The sequence below is a fragment of the Micromonospora sp. R77 genome (assembly GCF_022747945.1).
GTDB lineage: Bacteria > Actinomycetota > Actinomycetes > Mycobacteriales > Micromonosporaceae > Micromonospora.
Window position 1 is genome coordinate 5,751,287 of record NZ_JALDST010000001.1, and the last position, 26,066, is coordinate 5,777,352.

Sequence of the window (26,066 nt, forward strand, 5' to 3'; positions counted from 1 at the left end):
TCGGCGGCAGCGGTGGCAGGACGGACGGCGGCGCGACTAGCGCCGGCGCGACACGCGCAGCCGCCCGCCCCGCACCAGGGACCGGGCGGCTTTTTCGTCACCCACGGGGGCAGAGCTCAGCCCGGCAGAGCACCGGATTCCACACCCGACGATCGCCGGTTCGACTTGTGCCGCCCCTGCTCGACATGACCCACCATCCCGAGGAGACCACGATGGGCTTCACCCCGCTCGCCGGCACCCGTGCCCCGGTACGGGTCTGGACCGACCCGTACACGATCGAGGCGCAGGCGGCGAAGCAGCTGCGCAACATCGGCGCGCTGCCCTGGGTGCAGGGCGTCGCCGTCATGCCGGACGTGCACTTCGGCAAGGGCGCCACGGTCGGTTCGGTGATCGCCATGCGGCAGGCCGTCTCGCCGGCCGCCGTCGGCGTGGACATCGGCTGCGGCATGTCCGCGGTCCGGACCTCGCTCACCGCGGCGGACCTGCCCGACGACCTGGCCCCGCTGCGCTCGGCGATCGAGGCGGCCATCCCGGTCGGCTTCGCCAAGCGGGACGACCCGGTCGACCCGCGTCGGGTCCGGGGCCTCGAGCAGGCCGGCTGGGACGCCTTCTGGCAGCGCTTCGGTGAGCTGGACCGCAAGGTCGCCCAGCTGGAGCACCGGGCGCAGCGGCAGCTGGGCACCCTCGGCGGCGGCAACCACTTCATCGAGGTCTGCCTCGAGCAGGGCGGCCCCGACGACGGCCAGGTCTGGCTGATGCTGCACTCCGGCTCCCGCAACATCGGCAAGGAGCTGGCCGAGCGGCACATGGCGGTCGCCCGGCACCTGCCGCACAACGTCGACCTGCCCGACCGGGACCTCGCGGTCTTCCTCGCCGGCACCCCGGAGATGGCGGCCTACCGTCGGGACCTGTGGTGGGCCCAGGAGTACGCGCGGCGCAACCGGGCCGTCATGCTCGCCGTGCTCTGCAACGTCGTCCGCGACGCGTTCCCGCAGGTCGCGTACGGCGAGCCGATCTCGTGCCACCACAACTACGTGGCGGAGGAGACGTACGACGGGGTGGACGTGCTGGTGACCCGCAAGGGCGCGATCCGGGCCGGCCGGGGGGACCTGGGGATCATTCCCGGTTCGATGGGCACCGGCTCGTACATCGTGCGCGGGAAGGGCAACGCGGACGCGTACTGCTCGGCGTCGCACGGGGCGGGGCGGCGGATGTCGCGGGGGCAGGCGAAGCGGACGTACAGCACCGCCGACCTGGTGGCGCAGACCGCCGGGGTGGAGTGCCGCAAGGACGCCGGGGTGGTCGACGAGATCCCCGGCGCGTACAAGGACATCACCGAGGTGATGGCGCAGCAGGACGACCTGGTCGAGGTGGTCGCGCACCTCAAGCAGGTGGTCTGCGTGAAGGGTTGAGGCCGGTCGGCGCCCGAGGGGGCGCCGACCGTACGCCCCGGTGGCTCAGTGGAGAGAGCGTCGGCCTACGAAGCCGAAGACCCCAGGTTCGAATCCTGGTCGGGGCACCTCATGAGGTCACGACTCCCGTACCTGTCGGCGGTCCGCACCGCCGTGGTCGAGGGTGGCGACCTCGCGTACGGCCCCGGCGACGGCCCGGAAGTCCCTGCGCAGGATCGCACCGTGGTTGCTGGCGACCTTCGCGCTCACCTCGATGTGCGGGTTGCGGGCGGTCACCGCGTCGAGGCCGGCGCGGATCTGCTCCTGCTCATCGCCGCGGCTGCCGAACGACGTCCCCGAGGCAACCACGTACCGCACCGGGACGGTGATGCCGTTCAGCACGGGGCCGAGCTCGCGCTCGCGGGAGAGCCTGCCGACCTCGATGTTGCTCTCCGCCTGCTGTTCGGCGGTCATCCGGGGGGCCAGGCCGGTCGGGCGCAGCAGGGGCAGGAACCAGCTCATCCGCCGGAACAGCTTCCGGATCCGCCGCTCCATGGCCTCGTCGAGCCAGTCGTACGGGTACGCACCGTCGACCAGGACCGCGCCCAGGGTCCGGGCGGGATTCCGGCTGGCCCAGTGCGCCGCGACGAGCGCTCCGTAGGACCAGCCCACCAGCAGCGCCCGGTCCACGCCCCGGGCCGCGAGAACGGCGTCGACGTCCCGGACGGCCACCTCGAAGGAGTAGTCCGCCGAGCGCTTCGACCTGCCGCGGGCCCGTTCGTCGTACGTGATGTGCCGCCACGTCGTCCCGAGTTCGGCGATGACCCGCCGCCAGTACCCCTGGGTGGCGAACTGGCCGTTGAGATAGACCACGGGGATGCCGGTGCCGCCGGTGTCGGTGACGGCCAGGGCCGTGTCGTCGACCGGCACCAGGCCGGTCCACGTCGAACCGGTCGAGGAGGTGCTGTTCTTCGTCATCTTTCCGCCTGTTCGTGTTGGGGTGTGGTGCGAGGTCACGGACTCGGTCGCGTCGCTGGCGACGGCCGGCAGGATGTGGGGTGGCGGTGGCCCCGCCCGGACGGGGCCGGTTCCGTCAGAGGCTGCGCGCGGTGATGTCGCCGTGGGCGGTGGTGGCGCGGATGTCCAAAGTGACCGTCCCGTCGTTCCGGAGGGCGTTGCTGACGCGGCCGTGGCCGGTGCCGGCGTCCAGGGCGGCCGAGATGCCGGTGGCCGCTCCGACCGAGATGTCGCCGGACAGGGTGTGGAGGATGACGGTGCCGCGTGCGGCCTCGGTGATCCGGATGTCGCCCCGGGCGGTGCTGATCTCGGCGGGGCCGTTGAGCCGGCCGACCTCGACGTCGCCGTCGATCGCGGTGAGGCGGACGCTCGCGGCTTCGTCGATCTTGATCCGGCGGTACGCGCCCTCGAAGGCGACGTCGCCGAGGCGGCCGACGCCGCGGAGCTCGGAGCTGGCGGTCCGGGCCTCGACGCGGGAGCCGGTGGGCAGCTGGACGGTCACCTCCAGGGAGCCGGAGGGGCCGATGAGCGGGTTCCCCGACCCGGAAGTGTGGATCCGCAGGACGCCGTCGGTGTAGTCGACGGTGGTCTGCTCGGCGGTCCGGACGTCCCGGCTGCGGGCGGGATCGGCGGGCAGGACCTCGACGGTGGTGTCGGCGCGGTCGGCGGCGATGAACTGGACGCGTCCGGCGGGGATGTCCAGGGCGGCGGTGATGGGGGCGGGGGTGTCGAACGTCTGCATCGTGCTCTCCCGTGTTCGTCTGCTCTTTCTGACACGAGAAACGCTACGTTGCTTTCCATGTCGAGACAACAAACTTGTTGCACGGAAGATGTATATGCGCAGCTCAAGCTGACCAAATTGTTGCAACGACTCTGCTTTTAATGCAACGCCCGCCCGGGTGCTCGTTGCAACAAGTAGGAAGTGAACGCTATGGTGGGGCGTGCGGGACCACCACGACGGCGGACAGGAGATCGCGATGCCGGGAGGCAGGCTCACTCAGCAGGACCGCCAGCAGATCGCGCTGGGGTTGGCCGACAGCCTCCCCTACGCCGAGATCGCCCGACGCCTCGACCGGCCGACCTCGACGATCACGCGCGAGGTGATGCGCAACGGCGGTCCCACCGCCTACCGCGCCGACCTTGCCCACCGGGCCACCGAACGCCGCGCCCACCGGCGCCGGCCCGCCTCCTCGCGAGGGTCGCAGTCCCCCCAGCCCCCCGGGCGCGACGCCGACGCCGTCGCCGAGTACGAGGAGACGCTCACCACCGTCCTCATGGCCTCGGGCCTGCCCAAGATGACGGCCCGAGTGCTGACCTGCCTGTTCGTCACCGACGCGGGCAGCGTCACCGCGTCCCACCTCGTCCAGCGCCTCCAGGTCAGCCCGGCCTCCATCTCCAAGGCGATCGCCTTCCTGGAGAGCCAGAGCCTCGTCCGTCGAGAACGCGACGAACGCCGCCGCGACCGCTACGTCGTCGACGACGAACTCTTCTACCAGGCGACGATCGCCAGTGCCCGCGCCAACGACCAGCTCGTCGAGACCGCCCGCCGGGGCGTCGCCATCCTCGGCCCGCACACCCCCGCCGCCACCCGGCTGGAGAACATCGCCCGCTTCCTCGACTTCATCAGCGAGAGCATCGTCCGCGCCGCCGAACAGGCCCGCGAGGTGCTCCACACCGCACCGGGAACGACCTCGAACCACACCACCCCGGCACCAGGGCCGGACCACGGTTAGCCGCCGGTTCCGACGCCGGCCCATACGCGATCGCCGGCCCCCGTCACGGGAGGCCGGCGATCGGGCGTGCGGTGGGGGCGTCAGCCCAGGTGTACGGCGTCCGCCGTGGAGAGGTCCTCCTTGCGGACCTTGATCAGCAGCAGGGTGGCCAGGCCGGAGAGCAGGATCAGCCCCGCACCCCACGCGAACGCCACCGTGTAGCCGTGCACCAGCGCCTTCACCTGGTTGATCGGGTCGGGCACCCGGCCGACCAGGTACGCGGTGACCGCGCTGGTGTACATGGTGTTGAGCAGCGCGGTGCCGAGCGAGCCGCCGACCTGCTGGGTGGCGTTCAGCGTGGCGCTGGCCGCCCCGGCGTCGTGCTCGGGCACCCCGACCAGGGCCAGGCTGGACAGCGGCACGAAGGTGAAGCCCAGACCCATGCCGAGGACGACCTGGGCGGGCAGCAGGTGCGCGACGAACGAGGTGTCCAGACCGATCCGGGTCAGCGAGAGCATCGCCCCGGCGGCGAGCACCGCACCCGCCACCATCAGCGGCTTCGCACCGAGGCGGGGAAGCAGCTGACTGGCCACGCCGGCGGCGACGAGGACGCCCAGGGTGACCGGCAGCGAGGCCAGGCCGGCCTTGACCGGCGTGTAGCGCAGCACCACCTGGAAGTAGAACGTCAGGAACAGGAAGGCGCCGAAGAGTCCCGCGCCGATCAGCATCGAGGCCAGGTACGCGCCACCCCGGTTGCGGTCCAGCAGGATACGCAGCGGCAGCAGCGGGTGGCTGGAGCGCAACTCGATCACCACGAAGACGGCGAGCAGCACCAGCCCGGCGGCGATGAAACCGATGGTGGCGGCGGCGTCCCAGCCGTCCTCGGCCGCCTTGGTGAAGCCGTACACGAGGGAGACCAGGCCGGCGGTGACGACGACGGCGCCGGGGATGTCGTAGCGGGTGTTGCCGTGGGCGCGGCTCTCCGGCACCAGCGGGATCGCGGCGACCAGCGCGACGGCGGCGATCGGGATGTTCACCAGCAGGCACCAGCGCCAGTCGGCGTACTCGGTGAGCACGCCGCCGAGCACGAGCCCGACGGCGGAGCCGCCGCCGGCGATGGCGCCGTACACGGCGAACGCCTTGGCCCGCTCCCGGGCCTCGGTGAACAGCACGGTGAGCAGGGCCAACGCCGCCGGGGCGAGCAGCGCGCCGAACGCGCCCTGCAGGGCCCGCGCGGCGAACAGCAGCCCGCCGGTCTGGGCGAGGCCGCCGATGGCGGAGGCGAGGGCGAAGCCGACGATGCCGACGCCGAAGGTGCGCTTGCGGCCCCAGTAGTCGGCGATCCGGCCACCGAGCAGGAGGAGACCGCCGAAGGTCAGCGTGTAGGCGGTGACCACCCACTGCCGGTCGGCGTCGGAGATGCCGAGGTCGGCCTGGGCCTGCGGCAGGGCGATGTTCACGATCGTCGCGTCGAGGACGACCATCAGCTGGGAGATGGCGATGACGGCCAGCGCCAGCCAGCGGCGCGGGTGTGGCGTCGACGGGGCCGCGGCGTCGGACGCGCCGGGCAGGGTCGAGGTGGTTCCGGACATGGAGGGGCCTTCCGTGGTGACGAGAACCGGGGCGTTGCGGTGGACGGGTGGGACACCCGCGTCGTGACGGGCGCCGGGGTGGTCAGTCGGACCGGTACCGGAGCACCGGGAGGAGGACCTGGTCGACGAGCTGCACGAGGAACGCGTCGTCGACGGGCAGGCCGTGGGCCAGGAGGCGGGACATCACCATGGCCGGGGCGAGGTCGTGGAAGAGGTGCCGCTCGCCGGCCTCGGCGGGGATCTCGCCCCGGGCCGCCGCGCGGACCACGACGGCGACACTGCCGACCTGACCGGCGGGCATCACCTGCTGCCGGATCAGGTGGGCCAACTCGGGACTGCTCCGCATGGCGAAGGTCAACGCCTGCATGAGGTCGCCGTCGGCGATGCAGATGGCGGCGGTGGTGCGGAGCAGTTCGATCAGGTCGCCGCGGAGCGAGCCGGTGTCGGCGGGGGTGTGCACGGCGACGTGCCGGTGCCGCAGCGCGGCGGCGACCAGCTCGGCCTTGCCCGGCCAGTGGCGGTAGATGGTGGCTTTGCTGACCCGGGCGCGGGCGGCGACCGCGTCGATGGTCATCCGGTCGTAGCCGACTTCGCGGAGCAGGTCGATGACGGTGGTCATCAGCTCCGGATTGCGGTCGGCGGCGGTGGCCTGGTCGAGGCCGCCCCGCTGCTCTCCCCGCATTCCCACCTCCAGCGAAACGATGTCGTACTGAGGCTAGCCGTCTCACACCTTCCGACGGATAAAATATGAGCCACGTCGCAGCGGACGGCGGAACGAACCCGTTCCGCTGAGGTTCACCGGTGATTCACCGGCGAGGGCAATGCGGGCATCCCGGACCTGCTCGACACCCGACTTCGCTACCGTCGGGGCGTGGCCGAGGTGAACCTGCGCCTGCGTGGCGGGCCGTACGACGGACAGACCGTGGACTGGGACGTGCCGGATCCGGACGATCCACCGATGTCGTACGAGCTGAGGCTCCACGGGCCGCACGAGTCCGCGGAGACCTACGAGTACCACCGGGCGGAACGCGCCCCGGACGGCGCGGCCGGGACCTGGATCTACGAGGCGCCCGGCTCCCGGTAGGGCATCCGCCGCCACGGCCGGCGGCTACGGTGATCGCATGCCGGTCACCCGCCGTCGATTCCTCACCTCCCTCGGCGCCGTCGCCGGCATGGCCGGTCTCGGCGCGGGCGGGCTCGCCCTGGTCGACGCGGAGGTGCTACCGGGCCGTTCGGTGCTCGACCACGCCCGGGGCCGGTGCGACGCCCCACCGCCGCACGCGCGCGCGCGCGCCGCCGCCGGTCACCGGCAGCTTCCGCTCCGCGGCGCGCCGCCGGGAGGTCGGGTTCGCCATCTCCTACCCGCCGGGGTACGCCCCGGGCTCCCCGCTCCCGGTCTGCCTGGCCCTGCACGGGTACGCGGCGGACGCCCGCAGCGCCGTCACCGCCGCCCGCTATCCGGAGTTCCTCGCCGGGGCGCTGCCCGCCGGCGCGGCGCCGTTCGCGCTCGCCGCGCCCGACGGCGGCAACGGCTACTGGCACCCGCACGCCGGTGACGATCCGCTCGGCATGCTCGTCGACGAGTTCCTGCCGCTGCTCGCCGCCCGTGGCCTGGGCGCCGACCGGGTGGCCGTGGCCGGCTGGTCGATGGGCGGGTACGGCGCACTGCTGGCCGCCCTCACCCACCCCGACCGGTTCCGGGCCGTGGTCGCCACCTCCCCGGCGGTGTTCCACTCCTACGCCGACGCGGAGCGGGTCAACGCCGGCGCGTTCGACAGCGCCGACGAGTGGGCCCGCTACGACGTCACCGCCCGGGCCCGCGAGCTGGCCGGCCGGCCGGTGCGGATCGCGATCGGCGCGGCCGACCCGTTCGCCCCCGCCGTCCGGAGGCTGCGCGATCGGTTGCCCGACCCGGCGATGGTGGAGATCGGCACCGGCTGCCACGACACCGACTACTGGGTCTCCGTGGCACCGGCTCAGGTGCGGGCGATCAGCGCGGCCCTGGCCGACTGACCGGCGATCGCGGCTTGACGGGCGTGGGTCGCCGTCCGAGGATCGGGACATCGGATGTCGCGACCTCGGCGGTCCCCACGGGCCGTACGGGCTGAAACGTCGACTCTTCACGAAGGGACGACGCGCGTGCATCCTCTGCTGCGACGACTGGACGACCTCGCCGCTCACCTGGCCACCCGGGGCGACGTCGTCGCCCTGCTCGGCCTCGGCTCCGCCGGCATCGAGCACGACCGGCTGGACGACCACTCCGACCTGGACTTCTTCGTCATCGTCGACGACGGCGCCAAGCCCCGCTACCTGGCGTCGATCGACTGGCTGGCGGCGCCCTGCCCGGTCGCGTACAGCTTCGCCAACGACCGCAACGGCCGTAAGGCGCGCTACGCCGACGGCGTCTTCGTCGAGTACGCCGTGTTCACCGTCGACGAGCTGCGGGCCCTGCCCGTTGCCGGGGCGCGGGTGGTGTGGCAGCGCGCCGACGCACCCGCCGACCTGGCCAGCTGCGGCCCGGCGCCGGCCGGGCCGCCCTTCGACACCGTCGAGTTCCACCTCAACGAGGCGCTGACCAACCTCTACGTCGGCCTGCACCGCGAGCTGCGCGGGGAGCGGCTGACCGCGTCCCGGTTCATCCAGTCGTACGCGGTCGACCGGGTGGTGTCGTTGCTGAACCTGGCCGCCGGGCCGGGCCGGCACCGGGACCCCTTCGACCTCTCCCGGCGGGTCGAGGCGGCGTACCCGCCGGAGGTCCTGCCGCTGGCCGAGATGGTCCCCGGCTATGCCGACAACCGGCGGGCCGCCGCGGTCACCCTGGCCTGGCTGGTGCAGCGCTATCCGGTGGACCCGGTCATCCGGGCCGCCATCGAGCAGCTGCTCGCCGACGGGTCCGCGCGGCGCGGCTGAGCGGGCGGCGGGTCCTCGCGCCCGGCCGCCCGTGGCACCGGCTCACCGCACCGACAGCTCCTCCACCCGGGCCGGTGGCGGGACGACCACCGGGGCGGCGCGCCGGCCGGACCAGAGCACCCGGGTGAGGATCCCCGGCGCGAAGAGTGCCGGCGGCGGGGTCATCAGGTTGGCGACGGCGAGGAACCGGCGTCCCACGACGGCGTGCCGCGCCGCGGCGACGTGCAGCCGGGCGACGTACCCGTTGAGGAAACGGGTCCGCCGGCTGCGCGGCCCGACCACCGTCGGGAACCGCAGGTCCGCGCCGACCGCCATGTCCCACGGCACGTCCACCACCTTCGCCGCGGCGGCGAAGAAGCGCCGGGGCAGGCCGCGCCGGCCCTGCCGCAGGCAGTTCCGCAGCACCATCGCCTCCGCCGCGGCCACCGTCATGCCCTGCCCGTACGAGGGGTTGAAGCTGCACAGCGCGTCGGCGACCGCGATGAAGCCCTCCGGCAGGCGGGTCAGGCGCTCGTAGCGGCGCCGCACGCTGGTGGGCAGCCGCAGCCGGCGGGGCGGGCCGAGCGGCTCGGCCCGGTTCAGCAGCGCGTGCAGCTCCGGGGCGGGGAGCCGGCCGGCGAAGGCCAGGTAGCCGTCCGGGTCGACCGGCGGGTCCTGGCCGGGGCCGACGCCGAGCAGGGTGTCCATCCACCGGTCGTCCTCGGCCGAGATGGCCACCCCGCCGTACGGGGTCTCGGGGGACGGGCCGCTGACGAAGGCGGCGAAGTCGGTCTCGCCGGGGGTGCGACGGTACTCGCGGGAGACGTACACCGTGCCGGGGTCGACCCGGTCCTCGGCGGGCGGCTGGTAGCCGAGTTCGGCGAGCCAGGTGGGGCCGCGGTTGCCGCGCCCGGTGGCGTCCACCACCAGGTCGGCGTCGTGGCGCTCGGGCACGCCGCCGCGGGGGAGGACCCGCGCGCCGGTGACGGTGCCGCCGTCGGCGTCGGCGATCAGCCCCACCGCCTCGCACCCGTCGCGCAGCTCGACGTTGGGCAGCGCCCGGACCCGATCCCGGACGTACCCCTCCAGAGCGCGCCGGCTCACGCAGAGCCCCGCCATCCCCGAGACGACCCGGGGGACCCGGTGGCCGTCGTTGACCCAGAGGCAGTCCCGCTGCACGTCGACGGGGACGGCGCCCCGGGCGGTCAGGTCGGCGGTCAGGCCGGGGAAGAGCTCCTCGAGGACCTGGAGACCCCGGGCGAGCAGGCCGTGCGAGTGGATGCTCTGCGGCACGCCCCGCCGGTCGACGTCCGCGGTCGGCAGCAGGTCGCGGTCGAAGACGGTCACCTTCGCGTACGCGTCGCTCAGCACCCGGGCGGCGAGCAGGCCGCCGATGCTGCCGCCGAGGACGATCGCCGCTCCGGTCTCATGGGTGGTGGACACGGTGGACTCCGTTTCTGCACAAGTGGTGTCCCCAGTGAGCGGCACGACGGCGTGGCGGCGGAAGCGAATTGCCGGACGGCTAATTGACAGACCGTTTCCCGTCGGTATTCCCAGTCCGTTAAACGGCCGACCGGTGAGCCGTGAAAGACCTGTTCAGCGCGCTTGTCCAAACGTTTCCCCTGCCATTGGTGACCGACATCTCAGTCGTCTACCGGTCACGCGCCCGGTCGGGATGAAAGCGGAATGGACGACGTCGGCTTCGAGCGATCGGAGGGCTGTGGAAGGTCCGAATGGCACGCCCCGGCCGGCGGCGGTGTTGACCGACCGGCCCACCCGGGTCGGGCCGGTCGTCCGATACGACGGCGTCCGTCGCATCTGGAGGGTGAGGCCAGGGTCTCTTCACACGGGGGTAACGAATGCACCTGAATCGACGGACGATGCTGCGCGGCGCCGCCCTGGCCGGAGCCGCGGCGGCGACCGGCCTGGCCGGCGGACTGACCCGGGCGTTCCCGGCGAGCGCCGCCGACACCACCGAGGTGGTCAACGGGCCGTGGCTGGTCAGCACCTACGGCGTGTTCACCGTCGAGCCGGGCCGCACCACGCCGCGCCTGCTGATCGACGACTGCCGGGACGGCGTCGCCTCACCCGACGGCCGGTACGTGGCCGTCCTCTCCGGCGGATGGCGCCCGGACGAGCCGCGCCCGGCCGCCCTGTCGGTCTTCGACCGGGTCACCGGGCAGCTCCGGCCACTGCTGCCCGCCGAGGACGGGGTCCACTGGGAGTGGCCGATCTGGTCGCCGGACGGCACCGAGATCGCCCTGCTCCGCGAGCGGAACACCCTGCTCGCGGTCAACGTCGCCACCGGCGGCACCCGGATCCTGGTGCAGGGGCACGACATGAACAAGCCCCACTGGTCCCGGGACGGCTCCATGGTCACCATGTGGTGGTACAGCCGTTCCGAAGGTCCGCAGCTGCGCACGCTGACCCTGGCCACCGGGAAGCTGCGCCGGATCTACTCGCCCGGGGTCGAGGGCGAGCGCTTCCACTCTCCGGTCTTCATGCCCAACTCCGAGCGGGTGGTGTTCTCCACCAACCGGTGGGGCGTGGACGGCGACGAGCGGACCGCCTGGTCGCTGGCCTCGGTCCGGATTGACGGCACCGGCCTCAAGCGGCTCACCACCGGCCAGTGGATGTACTCCTCACCGGTCTTCTCCCCGGACGGCCGCTACTGCGCGGCGATGTCGATCCCGCCGACCAACGAGTACCCGGACGGCGGCAACATCATCGTCTCCACCAGTGGCTTCGGCGAGCAGTGGTGGATCCCCGGCGACGAGTACGACGACAGCAGCCGGATCGACTGGGCCCGCGCCATCTGACCTGATCGACCCTCCGACGCGGCGGCCGGCTCCCGGCCGCCGCGTCGGCGTCTCCCCGACACCCGTCGCGTGCGCGACCGCCAGCTGGCGCCGGTCGTGGCGACCACTGTCGGAGGGACCACGCACCGTGCCGGGGGTTGCCTTAGGATCGGTGCGGAACTCCGTATCTCCGGTCCGAGAATGACGTCGCAGAGGACCTGAGACCCCGCTCGGGCGGGGAGGAGGTGGCGACAGCACTGTCCGCTGCCCACCTTCAGGAGATCATCATGGACCTCGGCCTCGGCCTCCCCATCGGCAACCCCGGCTGCCTGCCCGACTGGGCCCGTCGCGCGGAAGCCGCCGGCTTCGACTCGCTGGCGCTGCTCGACCGGCTCGCGTACGACAATCCGGAGCCGCTCGTCGCGCTCGCCGTTCTCGCCGGTGTCACCACCCGCATCCGGTTGCAGACGGAGGTGCTGCTCGGCCCGTTGCGCGGCACGGCGCTGCTGGCCAAGCAGGTCGCCACCCTCGACCGGATGTCCGGTGGCCGGTTCGTGCTCGGCATCGGCGTCGGTGGTCGGGACGACGACCACGCCGCCGCCGGCACCCCGCTGAACCGACGCGGCCGCCTCCTCGACGAACAGCTCCCCGCCCTGCGGGCGATCTGGCGCGGGGAGCCGTACGCCGACGCCCTCATCGGTCCCCGACCGACCGTCCACGGCGGCCCGCCGATCCTCGTCGGTGGTTTCGCGCCGGCGGCGTTGCGCCGGATCGCCGCGTACGGCGACGGCTTCCTCTGCGCGGCCCCGCTCGCCTGGGCGGGCCCGCTGGTCGACACGGTGCACCAGCAGTGGGCCGAGGTGGGGCGGGCCGGGCGACCGCGGCTGGTCTGTCAGATCACCGTCGCGGCCGGCCCACCCGAGACCGTGGAACGGGCCCGGCGGGCGGTCGCCGACTACTACGCGTTCACCGGTCGCCCGGACTGGGGCGCCCCGTTGAGCGATCCGGCGGAACTCGCCGACACGGTTGCCGCCTACCGCGAGTTCGGCGCCGACGAGCTGGTCCTCTACTGCTACGCCGAGGATCCGGCGCAGGTCGAGGAGCTGGCCGCGATGGTGCGCTGACCTGCCCCCACCGGTGCCCGTCGACGGCCCACCGTGGGTGTCGATCCTCGCCGTCCGTCCGCGCCGCCCGGTGGTCACCGCCGTCCCCGGGCGGGGCGGATCGCGGGCGGGGCGGCCGGTTACGGGCTGAGCAGCAGGGCGGCGACGGTGGCGGTGGTGGCCAGCGCGGCGAGGGCCGCACTGGTGGCGACGAACCGGCCCAACGGCACCGTCACGCCGGCGGCCCGGCACCGCTCGTACCAGATCAGGGTGGCCAGCGAGGCCCACGGCGTGGCGAGCGGGCCCACGTTGGTGCCGACCAGCAGCGCCAGCAGTTGGGTGTGGTTCCCGGCTGCGACGACCGCCTCCCCGGCGACGTACGCCGGCAGGTTGTTCACCACGTTCGCGAAGAACGCGCCGACCGCGCCGGCCCGCAACGCGCCCTCGGCGCCCGGGTCGCCGCCGATCAGCGCGCCCATCACCCCGTCCAGGCCGTGCCGCCCGATGGTCTGGACCACCAGGAACAGGCCGGTGACGAAGACCAGCAGCCGCCACGGCACCAGCGCGGGGCGCAGCGCGCGGCGGGCCCGGACGGCGAAACCCGCCACCAGGATCGCGGCGGCCACCCCGGACGCCAACCCGATCTCCACGCCGGCCAGGATGCCGGCGACGAAGAGCAGGCAGGCGCCGAGCGCGGTGCGGTAGAGCACCCGGTCGGGCGGCACGTGCGGCGGCGGTGGGACGAACGGGTCCGCACCGGCCCGGGCGGGTCGCCAGTACCACCACCACAGCAGCAGCATGGTGATGACGATCGCCACCAGTTGCGGCCACCACATCCGGGCCGCCCACGGCAGCGGGTCCAGCCCGATCCGGTCGCTGGCCAGGATGTTGGTCAGGTTGGACACCGGCAGCAGCAGGCTCGCCGTGTTGGCCAGCCAGACCGTGGTCATCGCCAGCGGGGTCGGCGACACGCCCAGCTTGCGGGCCAGCGCGATCATCACCGGGGTGAGCAGCACCGCCGTGGTGTCCAGGTTGAGCGCGACGGTGGTCGCCGAGGCGAAGCCGACGCAGAGCCAGAACAGCGCCCGGTAGCTGCCCCGCGCGGTGATCGCCACCCGGACGGCGAGGGCGTCGAAGACCCCCGCCACGGCGGTCAGCTCGGCCAGCACCACCACCGTGCCGAGGAAGATCAGGATGGGCACGATCCGGCGTACGGTGGCCTCGGCGTCCGCGCCCGGCAGCAGCCCGGTGAGGACGCAGAGCACACCCGCCACGGCGAGCCCGAGCGCGATCCAGTCGAGCACGTGCAGCCGACCCCAGCGGGATCGGTCCGGCGCGGCGGACGGCGGCTCGCCGACGGTCTCCACGGGAGACGATCCTCGCACACCCGCCGCCCGCCGGTACGGTGCGACTCGACCGCGACGGCCGCCCAGGGTGGCGGTGGTGGGGTGCGGCAGTGGCATCGGCGTACCGGCCGGCCCCTCGCGAGCTGGACGGTGGCGCCGGTCAGCGGCGCCACTTCTGGTTGGCACCGCCGGTGCACTCCCAGAGCTGCAACGGGGTGCCGTCGGCGGAGCTGACGCCGGTGGCGTCGAGGCACTTGTTGGACTGCGGGTTGACGATGTCACCGGCGGCGCTGAACACCCACCGTTGGGCGCCGGTGCCGTTGCAGTCGTAGAGCTGCACCTTGGCGCCGTTGGCGGTGGACCCGGCGGCCACGTCGAGGCACTTGCCGAGGGCGCGTACCGAGCCGTCGGTGTTCCAGCTCCAGCGCTGCGCGGCGGTGCCGTTGCAGGTCCACAGCTGGATCGGGGTGCCGTTGGCGGTGTTGGCGCCGGCCACGTCGACGCACTTGTTGCCGTACCCGACGATCTGGCCGGCGGTGCCGCCGCCGTTGTCCCAGGCCTGGACCCGGACGTAGTCGACGACCATCTGCTGGGGGAACGCGGTGCTGCCGTCGGGCGAGCCGGGCCAGTTGCCGCCGACCGCGACGTTCATGATCAGGAAGAACGGGTGGTCGAAGACCCACCGGTTGCCGCCCGCGTCGGCCGGGGTCTTGCGGGAGTACGCCACCCCGTCGAGGTACCAGGTGATGGAGTCGGGCGCCCAGTCGACGGTGTAGGTGTGGAAGGCGTCGGCGAGGGCCTGCCCGCCGGGGAGCGAGGTGGAGCCGCCGAGCCCGCCGGCGCCGGAGTAGCCGGGCCCGTGGATGGTGCCGTACACGGTGGACGGCTGCGCGCCGATGTTCTCCATGATGTCGATCTCGCCGTTGTTCGGCCACGGGTTGGTGGCGATGTCGTTGCCGAGCATCCAGAAGGCGGGCCACATTCCCTGCCCCCGGGGGATCTTGATGCGCGCCTCGAACCGGCCGTACGCCTGGCTGAAGGTGCCGTTGGTGAGCAGCCGGGCGGAGGTGTACTGGCAGCTGCCGTACCAGCAGGTGTAGCCGGCGGGGTTCTCCCGGCGGGCGGTGATGACGAGGTTGCCGTTGCCGTCGAGGGCGGCGTTGCGGGTGCTGGAGGTGTAGTACTCCAGTTCGTTGTTGCCCCAGCCGCCACCGCCGGTGTCGTAGCGCCACCTGCCGGCGTCCGGTGGTGAGCCGGCGGCGCCGGTGAAGTCGTCGGACCAGGTGACGGTGCCGGGGCCGGCCTGGGCGGGGCTGCCGGTGGTGGCGGTCAGCGCCACCGTCAGCCCCACGCTCGCCAGGGCCACGGCCGCGAGGATGCGGATGCTGCGCACGGGGTGCCTCCGTTCGGTGTGCGGTCGTCCCCGCCCCGGTGCCGGGCACCCGACGAACGGTAAACAAACCATAAAGATAGACTTCAATGAAGCTATGAACGAAGTGCGGACCTGTCAAGGGAGCGCTCCCCGAGGTGTTCCGGAACCGGCCGAAAACATTGACGCCGCCCGATCAGGTTCGGAAGGATGCCGGGGACGGGACCCGGCCCGCCCGGCCACGGGGACACCGGTGACCGGTCCTGTGAGGAGGCACCAGATGAGACCGCACAGGTACGCCGCCCTTGTCGGGGTCGGCGCCCTGGCCGTGGCCCTGTCACCGGCCCCACCCGCGGCGGCCGCCGACGCCCAGACCGTCACCGTCGGGGGTGGACGACCGGTCTACCAGGCGCCGGAGGGCCGGCGGGTCCCGGTGGACGTGATGGTGTCCACCTCCGACGGTCGGCCGCTGGCCATCCCGGTCACCGTGCGCTGGGCGACCGGCGCCGGCACCGCCACCCCCGGCGCGGACTACACCGCGGCGTCCGGCGTGCTCACTTTCCCGGCCGGCAGCCCGTCGGGAACCGTGCGGCCGGTCACCGTCACGCTGCGCCGCGACCGGGCCGCCGAGACCGCCGAGACCGTCCCGCTGACCCTCGACTCCACCGACGCCACCGTCGGCACCGCGCCGACCGTGGTGATCGACGCGCACGGCCTGCCGTACCTCGACCGGCGACTGCCGGTGCGGCGGCGGGTCGACGACCTGCTCGCCCGGATGACCCTCGCCGAGAAGATCGGCCAGATGACCCAGGCGGAGCGCGCCGCCGTCGCCGACGACCCCGGCCGGGTCGCCCGGTGGCAGCTCGGCTCGGTGCTCTCCGGCGGCGGCTCCACCCCGGCCAGCAACACCCCCGCCGCCTGGGTCGAGATGGTCAACGGCCTCCAGGCGCAGGCGCTGGCCACCCGGCTGCAGATCCCGCTGATCTACGGCGTCGACGCGGTGCACGGCCACGGCAACGTGTACGGCGCCACCGTCTTCCCACACAACGTCGGGCTCGGCGCCACCCGCGATCCCGCACTGGTGGAACGGGTCGGCCACGCCACCGCCGCCGAGGTGCGCGCCACCGGCATCCCGTGGAACTTCGCGCCCTGCGTCTGCGTCTCCCGCGACGAGCGGTGGGGCCGCAGCTACGAGAGCTTCGGCGAGGACCCGGCCCTGGTGGTGTCGATGGAGACCGTCATCGACGGCCTCCAGGGCCGCCCGGGCCGGCTCGCCGACGACGACCGGGTGCTCGCCACCGCCAAGCACTTCGCCGGTGACGGCGACACCGACTACGACGAGGCCACCGCCGCCGCCAACGAGGGCAAGCCCTGGTGGGAGCAGAAGTACCCGATCGACCAGGGCGTCACCGTCACCGACCGGGAGCACTTCGCCCGAGTCGACCTCGCCCCGTACGGGCCGGCGGTGCGCCGGCACCGGATCGGCAGCGTGATGCCGTCGTTCTCCAGCGTGGACTGGACCGAGGACGGCCTCGGCAACCCGACGAAGATGCACGCCAACCCCGACCTGATCACCGGTGAGCTCAAGGGCCGGCTCGGCTTCGACGGCTTCGTGATCACCGACTGGGAGGGCATCCACCAGATCCCCGACCCGGCCGACCCGACCAACGGCGGGCTGACCGGCTACAAGGTGCGGGTCGGCGTCAACGCCGGCAGCGACATGTTCATGGAGCCCAACACCGCCGAGCAGTTCGAGCAGCTGCTGCTCGCCGAGGTGACCGCCGGCCGGGTCGGCCAGGCCCGGATCGACGACGCGGTCCGCCGGATCCTGGCCCAGAAGTTCGCCCTCGGCCTCTTCGAGCAGCCGTACGCCTCGGCCGCCAACGTCGACCGGGTCGGCAGCGCCGCGCACCGGGCGATCGGCCGGGAGGCGGTCGCCAAGTCGCAGGTGCTGCTGAAGAACAGCGGGCAGGCGCTGCCGCTGCGCCCCGACGCGAAGCTCTACGTGGCCGGGCGCAACGCCGACGACCTGGGCAACCAGGCCGGCGGCTGGACCATCGCCTGGCAGGGCGTCTCCGGCACCGACACGATCCCCGGCACCTCGATCCTGAACGGCATCCGGGAGGTGGCGCCGCAGGCCCGGGTGACGTACAGCGCCGACGCGTCCGCGCCCACCGGTGACGCCCAGGTCGGCGTGGTGGTGGTCGGCGAGACCCCGTACGCCGAGGGCTACGGCGACGTCGGCGGCCCGGAGTGCGGCTGGTGCACCGTGCCGCAGCAGGAGGAGAAGTCGCTGCGCCTGCAACCCGCCGACCGGGCGGTCGTCGACAAGGTCTGCGCCGCGCTGCCGACCTGCGTGGTGCTGGTCGTCTCCGGCCGGCCGCAGGTCGTCACCGACCAGCTCGGCGAGATCGACGCGCTGGTCGCGTCCTGGCTGCCCGGCAGCGAGGGCGCCGGGGTGGCCGACGTGCTCTTCGGTCGTCGTCCGTTCACCGGCCGGCTGCCGGTGAGCTGGCCCGGTGCCGAGGCGCAGGTGCCGATCAACGTCGGCGACGCCGACTACCGGCCGCTGTACCCGTTCGGCTGGGGGCTGCGTACCGATCCGGCCCGGTCCCGGCTGGCGGCGGTGGCCGCCGACCGGCCGCAGCTGCGGGCGGCGCTCGCGGCGGCGGCGTGGAACCTCGACGGCTCGCTGCGCGACGCCCCCGAGGTGTTGCCGCTGCTCGGGCGGCACCTGCGCGGCGGTGACCCGGCGCTGGTCGACGCGATCCTCGCCGTCGTCCGGGACGCCGCCCAGGCGGCCGTCGTGCGGGGCACGGCACCCGCGGACTGGGCGGCGCTGATCGCCGACGCCGAGCACGCCCAGCTCACCGGTGACCCGCTGCGCGCGTTCGGCCTGCTCGTCCGCGTCGCCCGGTGAGAGTGTGCGGAGGGGCCCCGGTCACCGTGCGGGGCCCCTCCGCAGGCGGTCAGTTCAGCGTGGCCAGCAGGGCGGTGGCCATGCCCGCCTCGCCCCGGGCGTTCGGGTGGAACGGGGCGGCCGAGTTCTCCGGGACCAGGCCCTCCACCCACCGGGTGCTGCTGCTCTTGCAGGTGTCGTGGCCGATCGACGGGGTGTAGACGTCGGCGTAGGTGGCGTCGTTGGCGGCGGCGGTGTTCGCCAGCATCGTGTTCAGCGCCTTTGCGACGCCGCGCAGGTACGGCACGTCCTGGTAGGCGATCGGGACGACGGGCCAGCAGCCGTAGCCGCTGTCCGGCAGGATCGCCGGGTAGCCGAGCACGACGATGCGCGCGCCCGGGGCAGCGGCCCGGACGGATCGCAGCACACTGGCCACCTTCGGCGCGGTGGCGTCGATGCGCGCCCGCAGCTGGTCGGTGCCCCCGGCGGTGTACGTGTTCTTGCAGGGCGATCCGAGTGGGCTCTTCAGGCTGGCCTGCGCGCAGTCGCTGATGATGCCGGAGAAGCCGATGTCGTTGCCGCCGATCTCGACCGTGACCAGCGTGGTGTCCGCGGTGACCGCGCTGAGCTGCGGCGGCAGCGGGATGCCGAGTTCACCGCTGCCGCCGACGAGGATGTCGGCGGTGGTGGCGCCGGAGCAGCTCACGTCGGCGAGGGCGGCGGAGCCGGCGGACGCGGCGACCAGGGACGGGTAGTTGCGGTTCGACCGGAGGCAGTTGAGGTCGACCTGGGTGGGGATCAGCGGGCCGGCGGTGTACGAGTCGCCCAGCGCGACGTAGCGCCCGGTGGGCACGGCGGCGCTGGCGGGTGGGGTGACGGCGAGCACTGTTCCGGCGACGGCGGTGGCGAGTGCGGCCATCCGGGCGGCCGTCCGGAACGGGCGGGGACGGGTCATGGGGGCTCCCGGCGGTGGGGGATCACGGGTGCGCTGATTCTGTCCGCGATGACGCCGAGGGTCAATATAGACAGCAATCATTCGAGTGTGGCGGGTGTGGGACGGGTGGGTTCGGCTTCCCGCTGCCGCGCCACCGGCGGCGGCCGGCGCATCGCGTGCCACGGCCCGCCCCACAGTGGCGTGAGCACCGCCAACATATAGCAGGCGCTGACGGTGAGCATGGTGGCCGTGGTGCCGAACCGGTCGACCGCCAGCCCGGCGCCGAGCGCGCCGACCGGCATGGCGGCCCAGCAGCCGGCGCCGATGACCCCGTACACCCGGGCCCGCATGGCTGCCGGCACCCGTTCCAGCTCCACCGCGCCGATCAACGGGTTGATCGCGCCGGCGGCCAGGCCGGCCACCGCGACGACCGCGAGAACCACCGGCAGCGGTGGCGCGGCGGCGAGCGCCCACAGTGGCGGCGCTCCGCACACCGCGTAGGCGGTGACGAACGCGGCCCGGCGGGGCAGCCGGTGCCCCACAGCGCTGAACAGCAGCGAACCGACCAGCGCGCCCGCGCCCATGGTCCCGACCAGCAGGCCGAACGCGGCCGGTCCGCCCAGGTCGCGGTCGGCGACGACCGGCAGCAGCACGTTGCTCTTGGCCGCATCGAAGAGGTTGGTCACCATCACCAGCAGGACCATGGCACGCAGCAACGGTTCGCGGACCAGGAAGCGCAGCCCTGCGGAGAACTGCTGCCAGTAGCCGCCGGCATCCGCCTCGGCCTCCTCGACGGACGGCCGCAGGCCGCGCGGCACGAGCAGCGTCACGACCAGCGCCGAGGCGGCGAACGTCGCCGCGTCGACGGCCAGCACCGGCAGCGCACCCAGCACGCCGACCAGCAGACCGGCCACCGGCGCGCCGATCATGCGGGCGCCGCGCGAGGTCGCCTCCTGCCAGCCGACCGCCCGCTCGATCGGCACCCCGGCCGCGACCGCCGCCTCCGGCAGCAGCGCGGTGCGGGCGGTCTGACCCGGGGTGTCCAGCAACCCGCTGACGAAGACCAGCGCCAGCAGGGCCGGGAAGGGCAGGCCGACCGTGGCGTGCAACAGGGGTACGGCGGCGACCGTCACGCCGGAGACCACGTCGGCCAGCACGCTGGCCCGGCGGTAGCCGATCCGGTCGACCAGCACCCCGCCGAACGCGCCGCCGAGCACCACGGGCGCGGTGGCGAACGCGCCGGCCAGCCCGGTGGCCGCCGGCGAGCCGGTCTCGGCCAGCACGTAGAGCGGCAGCGCGATGAGCGTCAGCACGTTGCCGGTCAGCGAGACGGCGTGCCCGATCAGCAGCCCGACCAACGGCCGGCGGTCGCGGCTCACCGCGGCCCCCGGCGGGCCTGTCCCGAACCGACGGGATATGAAGGACGAGAGGTCTTGTGCCTCGGCTCCACCGGGCCGGCCAGGCGGCCCGTCCGGCACCGGCTCCGGGACACGATCATGGCCCGGCGGGTCAGTCGCGCCGGGTGGCGGTACGGCCCTTGAGCCGGCGGCCGAGTTCCCGGGCGATCTCCCGGTTGGCGTCCCGCTCGGCGAGGGCCTGCCGCTTGTCGTACGACTTCTTGCCCCGGGCCAGGCCCAGCTCGACCTTGGCCCAGCCGTTCGAGAAGTACATCGACAGCGGCACCAGGGTGTACCCGCCGCCGGCCTCGCGCAGCTTGTCCAGGATCCGGGCGATCTCGATCTTGTTGAGCAGCAGTTTGCGGGTGCGCCGGGGCGCGTGGTTGGTCCAGGTGCCGTAGCCGTACTCGGCGATGTGCAGGCCGTAGAGCAGCAGCTCCCCGTCGCGTTCCTGGGCGAACGCGTCGACCAGCGACACCCGCCCCTCGCGCAGCGACTTTACCTCGGTACCGGCCAGCACCAGCCCCGCCTCGTAGGTCTTGAGGACGGTGTAGTCGTGCCGGGCCTTCTTGTTGGTGGCGATGACCTTCCGCCCGGTCTCCCTGGCCACGCCCGCCTCCCGTTGCTCGACCGGGAGCAGGATACCCGTCGGTGCCGGCCGGGACCGGCACCGACGGGCGGCCGGAGATCAGACCCGGCACTGCCAGGAGTACGCGTCGCGGAAGCTGACGAACCGCTCGACGGTGGCGTAGCCGAGGGTGGTCTCCCGGCAGGTGGCCAGCACGTCGACGGCGGAGTACGTCACCCCGGCCCGGCTGTACGACACGCACCGCCAGTCGTAGACCGTGCCGCCGGTCAGCACCGCGTCGGAGTGCCCGGTCACCTGGCACCAGCGGGTGAAGTCGGGGACGACCACGTCGGCCCGCACGCGCCAGCAGCGTACCGACGTCGGGTCGTAGAAGTTGCCGATCCGGTCGACGGCCGCGTCGGTCCGGTACGTCCACCGGCAGGCCGCGTCGAACGCCAGGTCGGTCTGCCGCCCGTCGGCGGTCCGGCAGTGCCAGTCGTACGCGGTGCCGCCGATCAGCGTCGCCTCGGCCGCGCCGACCGACCGGCAGTACGCGGACAGGTCCAGCCCGCCCAGCTCCTGCGGCGGCAGGGGCGAGGCGTGCGCGGCGGCCGGCGCGGCCAGCGCGGCGGCGACCAGGGTGAGCGTGGTGAGCACGGTACGCAGGATGCGTCGCATGATCGTCCTTCCGGTTGCGGATCGGGATGGGGACGGTGGTGGGACGTCGCGGTGCGCGGGTCAGCGCCGGCAGGGCCAGACGCCGCGGAAGCTGCCGGTCAGGTCGGCAACCACCTGGGTGGTGCCGGCGGGCCCGGCGAGCAGCCGCCGGTTGTCGATGTCGAAGCAACCGGCGTCGCTGTCGGTGTAGTCCTGCTCGACGTGCGCCCAGTCACCGAGCGTGTACTTGTACTCCAGTTCCGTCCCGCCCGGCACGGTCAGCACCGTCCGGTACGGGCCGGTGGCGTCCACCCGGTGCAGCGGGTAGGCGCCGGGGTCCCAGTCGGGCAGCCCGGTGCCGAGCCGGTCGAGCGTGCCGGCCAGGTGCACCCCCGGGCCGTCGATCGCCGGGTCACCGGGGCGTACGCCCACCTGGAGCAGGACGCGGGTGGTGTCGCCGGGGTGCCCGGTGGCGGCGCGCAGCGCCAGGTCGACGTCGAGCACGCCCGCGCCCAGCGGCAGTCGTCGGGGGCGACGGTGGGCCGGGCGGTGCGGGTGAGCAGCCCGGTCAGCTCGCCGGGGACGAGGTCGGGGCGGCGTCGAGCAGCAGCGCCGCGGCGGCGGCCACGTGCGGTGCCGCCATGCTGGTGCCGGCGTACGCGGCGTAGCCGTCGCCCTCGGCCACGGTGGCGCCGGTGTCGACGGTGGAGAGCACGCCGTGCTCGTGGTCCCCGCCGGGGGCGGCGAGTTCGACGTCCGTACCCCGGTTGGAGTAGGCCGCCGGCTCGCCAGTGCGGGTGCTGGCCGCCACGGTGAGCACGCCCGCGCAGCTGGCCGGGGTGTAGTCGGCGGCGTCGGCACCGGCGTTGCCGGCGGACACGACCACGGCCACGCCCGGGCCACCGCGCCGTCGACCGCCGCCTGGGTGGCCGGGTCGCAGGCGCCCGGCGCGCCGAGGCTCAGGTTGAGCACCCGCGCCGGGGTGGGGTTGTCGGGCACGCCGGGCACCGTCCCGCCGGAGGCCCAGACGATGGCGTCGACCAGGTCGGCGGTGCTGCCACCGCAGCGGGCGAGCACCCGTACCGGCTGGATACGCGCGCCAGGGGCGAGCCCGGCGATGCCGGTGCCGTTGTCCCGGGTCGCGGCGATGGTGCCGGCGACATGGGTGCCGTGCCAGCTGCTGGGCCGGAACCGGTCGCCGCAGTCGCCGGGCTCCGCCCAGTCGCCCTGGTCGGTGGCGTCGGGGTCGCGGCCGTCGCCGTCCCGGGCGTCGGCGGCAGAGCTGACGAAGTCGTACCCGGGGACCAGGTGGGCGGCCAGGTCGTGGTGCGTGGTGGCGCCGGTGTCCAGTACGGCGACCGTGACGCCCGCACCGTCCGCGCCGGTGTCCCACGCGGGCCCGGCGTAGACGCCGCCGAGCGGGTCGTGCAGGTCCCACTGCTCGGCCCAGCGGGTGTCGTCGGGGGTGGCGTCGGCGTGCAGCCGCGCCTCGGGGGCCGCCCAGCCGACGTCGGCGCGGCGGCGCAACCGGTCGAGCACCGCGGCGCTGGTGGCCGGGGCCAGCGGCCGGTCGGCGCGAACGAGGAGGTCGCCGGTGGCGAGTACCCGGGTGACGGTGAGCCGCTGGCCGGTGGCCCGGCCGACGGCGGCCAGGTCGTCGGCGAGCCGGCCGGGGGCGACGCCGCGTCGCGTCGCCGGACCGATCAGGAAGGAGCTGGTGCCGGTGGTCCCGGGCGGCGGGGCCGGGGTGGCCACGGCGGGGACCGCCGGCAGCAGGGTGGCGGCGACCGCCACCACCAGGTGCATCGGGGTATGGATGGACACGGGTCTTCCTTCGCACTCGGACGCGGCCCCGCGCACCGCGGCGCCGGCTCCACGCTAGGTGTCCATGTAAGACCTTTCAAGGATTGCAAGTGGACACTCATGAGAAGAAAGAATTTCCGGGATCTTGCGAAAGTTAACACCGGGCCACTGGCCTGCGACGCGCTACGACGGCCCGTTCGCACTGTGGGACGCCCCGGAGGCACCGCCGCTCGGCGAGAGCACGCCGCAGCCGGGAGGTAGTGGCCTCGTCGGGCTTCGGAGGCCACTACCTCCCGGCTCGTGCCGGATCAGAGCGTGCGCTGACGCGCCGGCTCGGCCGGCAGCGGCGACGGCCGACCGGTGGCGTGGGCGTCGACCCAGCCGGTGGTGATCAGCAGCAGCGCGGCGGCGTACGTGGTCATCACCAGCAGGCCCTGCGCCGGCAGCCGCACCCCGGCCGCGCCGAGCCCGATCATCAGGTCGGAGACGAGGAAGAGCGCCCCACCGACCGCCGTGCGCGCCGACACCCCGGTCGCGGCGGCGGCCATCAGCGACAGCGCCAGGCTGTAGCCGAGCACCGGCAGCCGCAGCGGCCCCAACGTGCCCCACAGCAGCGCGTTCGCCCCCGCCCAGGCGAGCAGGTAGGCGGCTACCGCGAGCGCCGGCGGCCGGCGGTGCCGCAGGAAGGCGGTGAGGAAGGAGAGCTGGGTGACCAGGAAGCAGCCCATCCCCACCAGGAACGCGGTGCGGCCCGGCACGAGCAGTGCCACGTCACCCGCGCAGGCGAGGAGCAGGCCGACCGCCACCCCGTCGACCCGTCGCCGGACCGTCCAGAGGTACGCCAGCAGCAGCGGCGCCAGCAGCGGCTTGGCCAGCCACTGCACCGCCGTCAGGTGGAACCCGACGCCGATCAGCTCGACGGCGGCGACGAGCCCGAACAGTCGTAGCCAGTGGCGGCTCACCGGGCCGGCTGCCAGCCGGGGCGGCCGAACACGTAGCCGAGCCGGTGCCGCCAGGAGGTGGCCGCCCGGGCGTCCGCCCAGATGGCGGCGAACTCGTGGGTGGCCACCCGCAGCGGGTTGTAGGTGGTGATGTTCGTGGTCAGGCCGTACCGGACGGGGGCGCGTTCCGGCGCGAAGCTGCCGAAGAGCCGGTCCCAGACGATCAGGATGCCGCCGTAGTTGCGGTCCAGGTATTCGGCGTTGGAGCCGTGGTGGACCCGGTGGTGCGACGGGGTGTTGAGCACCCACTCGATCGGCCGGGGCAGCACGCCGACCCGCTCGGTGTGCAGGAAGAACTGGTAGAGCAGGCTGATCGACTGCTGCAGGAAGATCATCCACGGCGGGATGCCGAGCAGGGCCAGGGGCAGCCAGAACGGCAGCGAGGTCATCGGCGTCCAGCTCTGCCGCAGCGCGGTGGAGAGGTTGTAGTGGACGCTGGAGTGGTGCACCACGTGGCTGGCCCAGAGCACGCGTACCTCGTGGTGCAGCCGGTGGAACCAGTAGTAGGCCAGGTCGTCGGCGAAGAAGACGATCACCCAGGTCCACCAGTGGGCGGGGGAGAGGTGGATCGGGGCGATCGTCCACAGCGCCGCATAGAGGCCGACGGTGAGCAGCTTCCACGGGAATCCGATGAGCTGGCTGCCGAGGCCCATGGAGAGGCTGGTGGTGGTGTCGCGCAGTTCGTAGCCGCGTTCGGTGTCGTCGGGCAGGAACCGGTAGGAGACCGCCTCGATGACGATGAGCAGCAGGAACGCCGGGACGGCGTAGAGCACGGCGGGGATCATGCTCGGTTTTCCCTTCCGGACACGGTGGTGGGGGTGGTGAGGGGGGCGGTGAGCAGGGCCTGGGCGTGCCGGGCGGCGGCCGTACCCTGGCCGGCGGCGATCGCGGCGGCGAGCCGGCGGTGGCCGGCGACGTCGAGCAGTTCGGCGGCCCGGCCGGCGGGCGGCACGTCGCCCACGGCGAGCGCGCCGGCCACCAGGCTGTTGAAGGCCAGCAGGTAGGCGGTGTTGCCGGAGCCGCGCACGACCAGCCGCCAGATGGTGATGTTGGCCGCCGCCATCCGGTCCAGGTCGGGCGCGAGCGTGCCGTACTCCTCGGCGGCCCGGACCAGCGCGGCGGTGACCGCCGGGTCGCCGCGCTCGGCGCAGAGCCGGGCCGCGTCGACGCCGACGCAGGCCCGCATCTCCAGCATGTCGCGGACCAGCGTCTCCACCGGGAGTACGTCCCCCGACTGGGTCAGCGACAGCGCCAGGTCGAGCCCGGCGTGCACCCGCCAGTCGAGCACCCGGGTGGCGCCGCCCTGGCTGACCCGGACCAGGCCGAGCTGCTGCAGCCGGCGCAGCGCCTCGCGGACGGCGTGCCGGTTGACCGCGAACGCGGCGGCCAGCTCCCGCTCACCGGGCAGGGTCTCGTCCGGCCGGTAGCGGCCGCTGACGATGGCGTCGCGGAGCTGGCCGAAGACGTGGTCGGAGACCGAGGCGCGGGGGACGGGGACGAAGGCCATGGGCAGCAGTGTGAGCCGCCGCACATCAACTCGTCAACTGGTTGGACCAGATCGACCCGGCCACCCTCTGCTGTCCCGGTGCA

The 26,066-nt window shown here is 73.6% G+C and carries 23 protein-coding genes, 1 tRNA gene and 1 pseudogene; 9 read left to right on the top strand and 16 right to left on the bottom strand.

Annotated features, from left to right (window positions below; all coding sequences use genetic code 11):
- The first annotated feature begins 212 nt into the window (after nt 1-212).
- Together MRQ36_RS26655 and MRQ36_RS26660 are read left to right on the top strand one after the other, a co-directional pair.
- Nucleotides 213-1,412 (top strand): RtcB family protein, encoded by a 1,200-nt coding sequence (locus MRQ36_RS26655; protein WP_242801409.1) that lies wholly within the window; start codon nt 213-215, stop codon nt 1,410-1,412.
- A 34-nt stretch (nt 1,413-1,446) separates the two neighbouring features.
- Nucleotides 1,447-1,519 (top strand) — tRNA-Arg (locus MRQ36_RS26660).
- 10 nt (nt 1,520-1,529) lie between these two features.
- Here MRQ36_RS26660 and MRQ36_RS26665 read toward each other — a convergent pair.
- Nucleotides 1,530-2,369 carry an alpha/beta fold hydrolase gene (locus MRQ36_RS26665; protein WP_242799473.1) on the bottom strand — a complete coding sequence of 280 codons (840 nt, stop codon included), beginning with the start codon at nt 2,367-2,369 and terminating at the stop codon, nt 1,530-1,532.
- Nucleotides 2,370-2,484: 115 nt separating this feature from the next.
- On the bottom strand, nt 2,485-3,150 hold the full coding sequence (locus tag MRQ36_RS26670) for a DUF4097 family beta strand repeat-containing protein (protein WP_242799474.1): 666 nt from the start codon (nt 3,148-3,150) through the stop codon (nt 2,485-2,487).
- Nucleotides 3,151-3,385: 235 nt separating this feature from the next.
- Here MRQ36_RS26670 and MRQ36_RS34745 point away from each other — a divergent pair, with 235 nt between their 5' ends.
- A complete protein-coding gene (locus tag MRQ36_RS34745) occupies nt 3,386-4,141 on the top strand; it encodes a helix-turn-helix domain-containing protein (protein ID WP_374250781.1) in 756 nt (251 codons plus the stop codon).
- A gap of 80 nt (nt 4,142-4,221) precedes the next feature.
- Here the strand turns inward: MRQ36_RS34745 and MRQ36_RS26690 are convergent, their stop codons facing one another.
- Together MRQ36_RS26690 and MRQ36_RS26695 are read right to left on the bottom strand one after the other, a co-directional pair.
- Nucleotides 4,222-5,712, bottom strand: coding sequence for an MFS transporter (locus tag MRQ36_RS26690; protein WP_242799475.1), 1,491 nt, complete (start codon nt 5,710-5,712; stop codon nt 4,222-4,224).
- An 82-nt stretch (nt 5,713-5,794) separates the two neighbouring features.
- Entirely contained in the window at nt 5,795-6,394 is a 600-nt protein-coding gene (locus tag MRQ36_RS26695; RefSeq protein ID WP_242799476.1) for a TetR/AcrR family transcriptional regulator, read from the bottom strand.
- A 189-nt stretch (nt 6,395-6,583) separates the two neighbouring features.
- On the opposite strand from MRQ36_RS26695, the gene MRQ36_RS26700 reads away from it, so the two are divergent.
- The 3 genes from MRQ36_RS26700 (at nt 6,584) to MRQ36_RS26710 (ending at nt 8,622) form a co-directional block, all read left to right on the top strand.
- On the top strand, nt 6,584-6,796 hold the full coding sequence (locus tag MRQ36_RS26700; RefSeq protein WP_242799477.1) for a hypothetical protein: 213 nt from the start codon (nt 6,584-6,586) through the stop codon (nt 6,794-6,796).
- A 29-nt stretch (nt 6,797-6,825) separates the two neighbouring features.
- Complete coding sequence (locus MRQ36_RS26705) at nt 6,826-7,725, top strand: alpha/beta hydrolase family protein (RefSeq protein ID WP_242799478.1); 900 nt, start codon at nt 6,826-6,828, stop codon at nt 7,723-7,725.
- Between the two features lie 126 nt (nt 7,726-7,851).
- On the top strand, nt 7,852-8,622 hold the full coding sequence (locus tag MRQ36_RS26710) for a hypothetical protein (RefSeq protein ID WP_242799479.1): 771 nt from the start codon (nt 7,852-7,854) through the stop codon (nt 8,620-8,622).
- A gap of 42 nt (nt 8,623-8,664) precedes the next feature.
- Here MRQ36_RS26710 and MRQ36_RS26715 read toward each other — a convergent pair whose 3' ends face one another.
- Nucleotides 8,665-10,044 carry an NAD(P)/FAD-dependent oxidoreductase gene (locus tag MRQ36_RS26715; RefSeq protein ID WP_242799480.1) on the bottom strand — a complete coding sequence of 460 codons (1,380 nt, stop codon included), beginning with the start codon at nt 10,042-10,044 and terminating at the stop codon, nt 8,665-8,667.
- Between the two features lie 416 nt (nt 10,045-10,460).
- Here MRQ36_RS26715 and MRQ36_RS26720 point away from each other — a divergent pair, with 416 nt between their 5' ends.
- Both MRQ36_RS26720 and MRQ36_RS26725 read left to right on the top strand, forming a co-directional pair.
- A complete protein-coding gene (locus tag MRQ36_RS26720) occupies nt 10,461-11,420 on the top strand; it encodes a hypothetical protein (RefSeq protein WP_242799481.1) in 960 nt (319 codons plus the stop codon).
- A gap of 224 nt (nt 11,421-11,644) precedes the next feature.
- Nucleotides 11,645-12,523: an LLM class flavin-dependent oxidoreductase gene (locus tag MRQ36_RS26725; RefSeq protein WP_242799482.1), complete on the top strand. Its 879-nt coding sequence runs from the start codon at nt 11,645-11,647 to the stop codon at nt 12,521-12,523.
- Between the two features lie 119 nt (nt 12,524-12,642).
- Here MRQ36_RS26725 and MRQ36_RS26730 read toward each other — a convergent pair whose 3' ends face one another.
- Nucleotides 12,643-13,869 (bottom strand): SLC13 family permease, encoded by a 1,227-nt coding sequence (locus MRQ36_RS26730; protein ID WP_242799483.1) that lies wholly within the window; start codon nt 13,867-13,869, stop codon nt 12,643-12,645.
- Between the two features lie 139 nt (nt 13,870-14,008).
- On the bottom strand, nt 14,009-15,241 hold the full coding sequence (locus tag MRQ36_RS26735) for a glycoside hydrolase family 16 protein (protein ID WP_242799484.1): 1,233 nt from the start codon (nt 15,239-15,241) through the stop codon (nt 14,009-14,011).
- A 256-nt stretch (nt 15,242-15,497) separates the two neighbouring features.
- On the opposite strand from MRQ36_RS26735, the gene MRQ36_RS26740 reads away from it, so the two are divergent.
- A complete protein-coding gene (locus MRQ36_RS26740) occupies nt 15,498-18,137 on the top strand; it encodes a glycoside hydrolase family 3 N-terminal domain-containing protein (RefSeq protein WP_242799485.1) in 2,640 nt (879 codons plus the stop codon).
- Between the two features lie 49 nt (nt 18,138-18,186).
- Here MRQ36_RS26740 and MRQ36_RS26745 read toward each other — a convergent pair whose 3' ends face one another.
- The 9 genes and pseudogenes from MRQ36_RS26745 to MRQ36_RS26780 form a co-directional block, all read right to left on the bottom strand.
- Entirely contained in the window at nt 18,187-19,071 is an 885-nt protein-coding gene (locus MRQ36_RS26745; protein WP_242799486.1) for an SGNH/GDSL hydrolase family protein, read from the bottom strand.
- A 77-nt stretch (nt 19,072-19,148) separates the two neighbouring features.
- Entirely contained in the window at nt 19,149-20,429 is a 1,281-nt protein-coding gene (locus MRQ36_RS26750; protein ID WP_242799487.1) for an MFS transporter, read from the bottom strand.
- A gap of 130 nt (nt 20,430-20,559) precedes the next feature.
- Complete coding sequence (smpB, locus tag MRQ36_RS26755; protein WP_242799489.1) at nt 20,560-21,057, bottom strand: SsrA-binding protein SmpB; 498 nt, start codon at nt 21,055-21,057, stop codon at nt 20,560-20,562.
- A gap of 78 nt (nt 21,058-21,135) precedes the next feature.
- Nucleotides 21,136-21,693: a hypothetical protein gene (locus MRQ36_RS26760; protein WP_242799490.1), complete on the bottom strand. Its 558-nt coding sequence runs from the start codon at nt 21,691-21,693 to the stop codon at nt 21,136-21,138.
- 547 nt (nt 21,694-22,240) lie between these two features.
- The gene (locus MRQ36_RS34750) at nt 22,241-22,564 is read right to left on the bottom strand and encodes a S8 family serine peptidase (RefSeq protein WP_374251204.1); all 324 of its coding nucleotides are present in this window, start codon (nt 22,562-22,564) and stop codon (nt 22,241-22,243) included.
- Between the two features lie 35 nt (nt 22,565-22,599).
- Nucleotides 22,600-23,478, bottom strand: a pseudogene (locus MRQ36_RS34755) (S8 family serine peptidase); the annotation flags it as partial.
- 305 nt (nt 23,479-23,783) lie between these two features.
- Entirely contained in the window at nt 23,784-24,437 is a 654-nt protein-coding gene (locus MRQ36_RS26770; protein WP_242799492.1) for a lysoplasmalogenase, read from the bottom strand.
- Nucleotides 24,434-25,261: a sterol desaturase family protein gene (locus tag MRQ36_RS26775; protein ID WP_242799493.1), complete on the bottom strand. Its 828-nt coding sequence runs from the start codon at nt 25,259-25,261 to the stop codon at nt 24,434-24,436. Before MRQ36_RS26775 ends, MRQ36_RS26770 begins: the two co-directional genes overlap by 4 nt.
- A complete protein-coding gene (locus tag MRQ36_RS26780; protein ID WP_242799495.1) occupies nt 25,258-25,983 on the bottom strand; it encodes a FadR/GntR family transcriptional regulator in 726 nt (241 codons plus the stop codon). Before MRQ36_RS26780 ends, MRQ36_RS26775 begins: the two co-directional genes overlap by 4 nt.
- Between the last annotated feature and the right edge of the window lie 83 nt (nt 25,984-26,066).

Bases quoted from the DNA above. Each gene is read 5' to 3' on its own strand.
- MRQ36_RS26690 (WP_242799475.1), bottom strand. From the start codon at position 5,712: ATGTCCGGAACCACCTCGACCCTGCCCGGCGCGTCCGACGCCGCGGCC.
- MRQ36_RS26740 (WP_242799485.1), top strand. From the start codon at position 15,498: ATGAGACCGCACAGGTACGCCGCCCTTGTCGGGGTCGGCGCCCTGGCC.
- MRQ36_RS26775 (WP_242799493.1), bottom strand. From the start codon at position 25,261: ATGATCCCCGCCGTGCTCTACGCCGTCCCGGCGTTCCTGCTGCTCATC.
- MRQ36_RS26760 (WP_242799490.1), bottom strand. From the start codon at position 21,693: ATGCGACGCATCCTGCGTACCGTGCTCACCACGCTCACCCTGGTCGCC.
- MRQ36_RS34745 (WP_374250781.1), top strand. From the start codon at position 3,386: ATGCCGGGAGGCAGGCTCACTCAGCAGGACCGCCAGCAGATCGCGCTG.
- MRQ36_RS26720 (WP_242799481.1), top strand. From the start codon at position 10,461: ATGCACCTGAATCGACGGACGATGCTGCGCGGCGCCGCCCTGGCCGGA.
- MRQ36_RS26780 (WP_242799495.1), bottom strand. From the start codon at position 25,983: ATGGCCTTCGTCCCCGTCCCCCGCGCCTCGGTCTCCGACCACGTCTTC.
- MRQ36_RS26670 (WP_242799474.1), bottom strand. From the start codon at position 3,150: ATGCAGACGTTCGACACCCCCGCCCCCATCACCGCCGCCCTGGACATC.
- MRQ36_RS26655 (WP_242801409.1), top strand. From the start codon at position 213: ATGGGCTTCACCCCGCTCGCCGGCACCCGTGCCCCGGTACGGGTCTGG.
- MRQ36_RS26745 (WP_242799486.1), bottom strand. From the start codon at position 19,071: ATGACCCGTCCCCGCCCGTTCCGGACGGCCGCCCGGATGGCCGCACTC.
- MRQ36_RS26695 (WP_242799476.1), bottom strand. From the start codon at position 6,394: ATGCGGGGAGAGCAGCGGGGCGGCCTCGACCAGGCCACCGCCGCCGAC.
- MRQ36_RS26665 (WP_242799473.1), bottom strand. From the start codon at position 2,369: ATGACGAAGAACAGCACCTCCTCGACCGGTTCGACGTGGACCGGCCTG.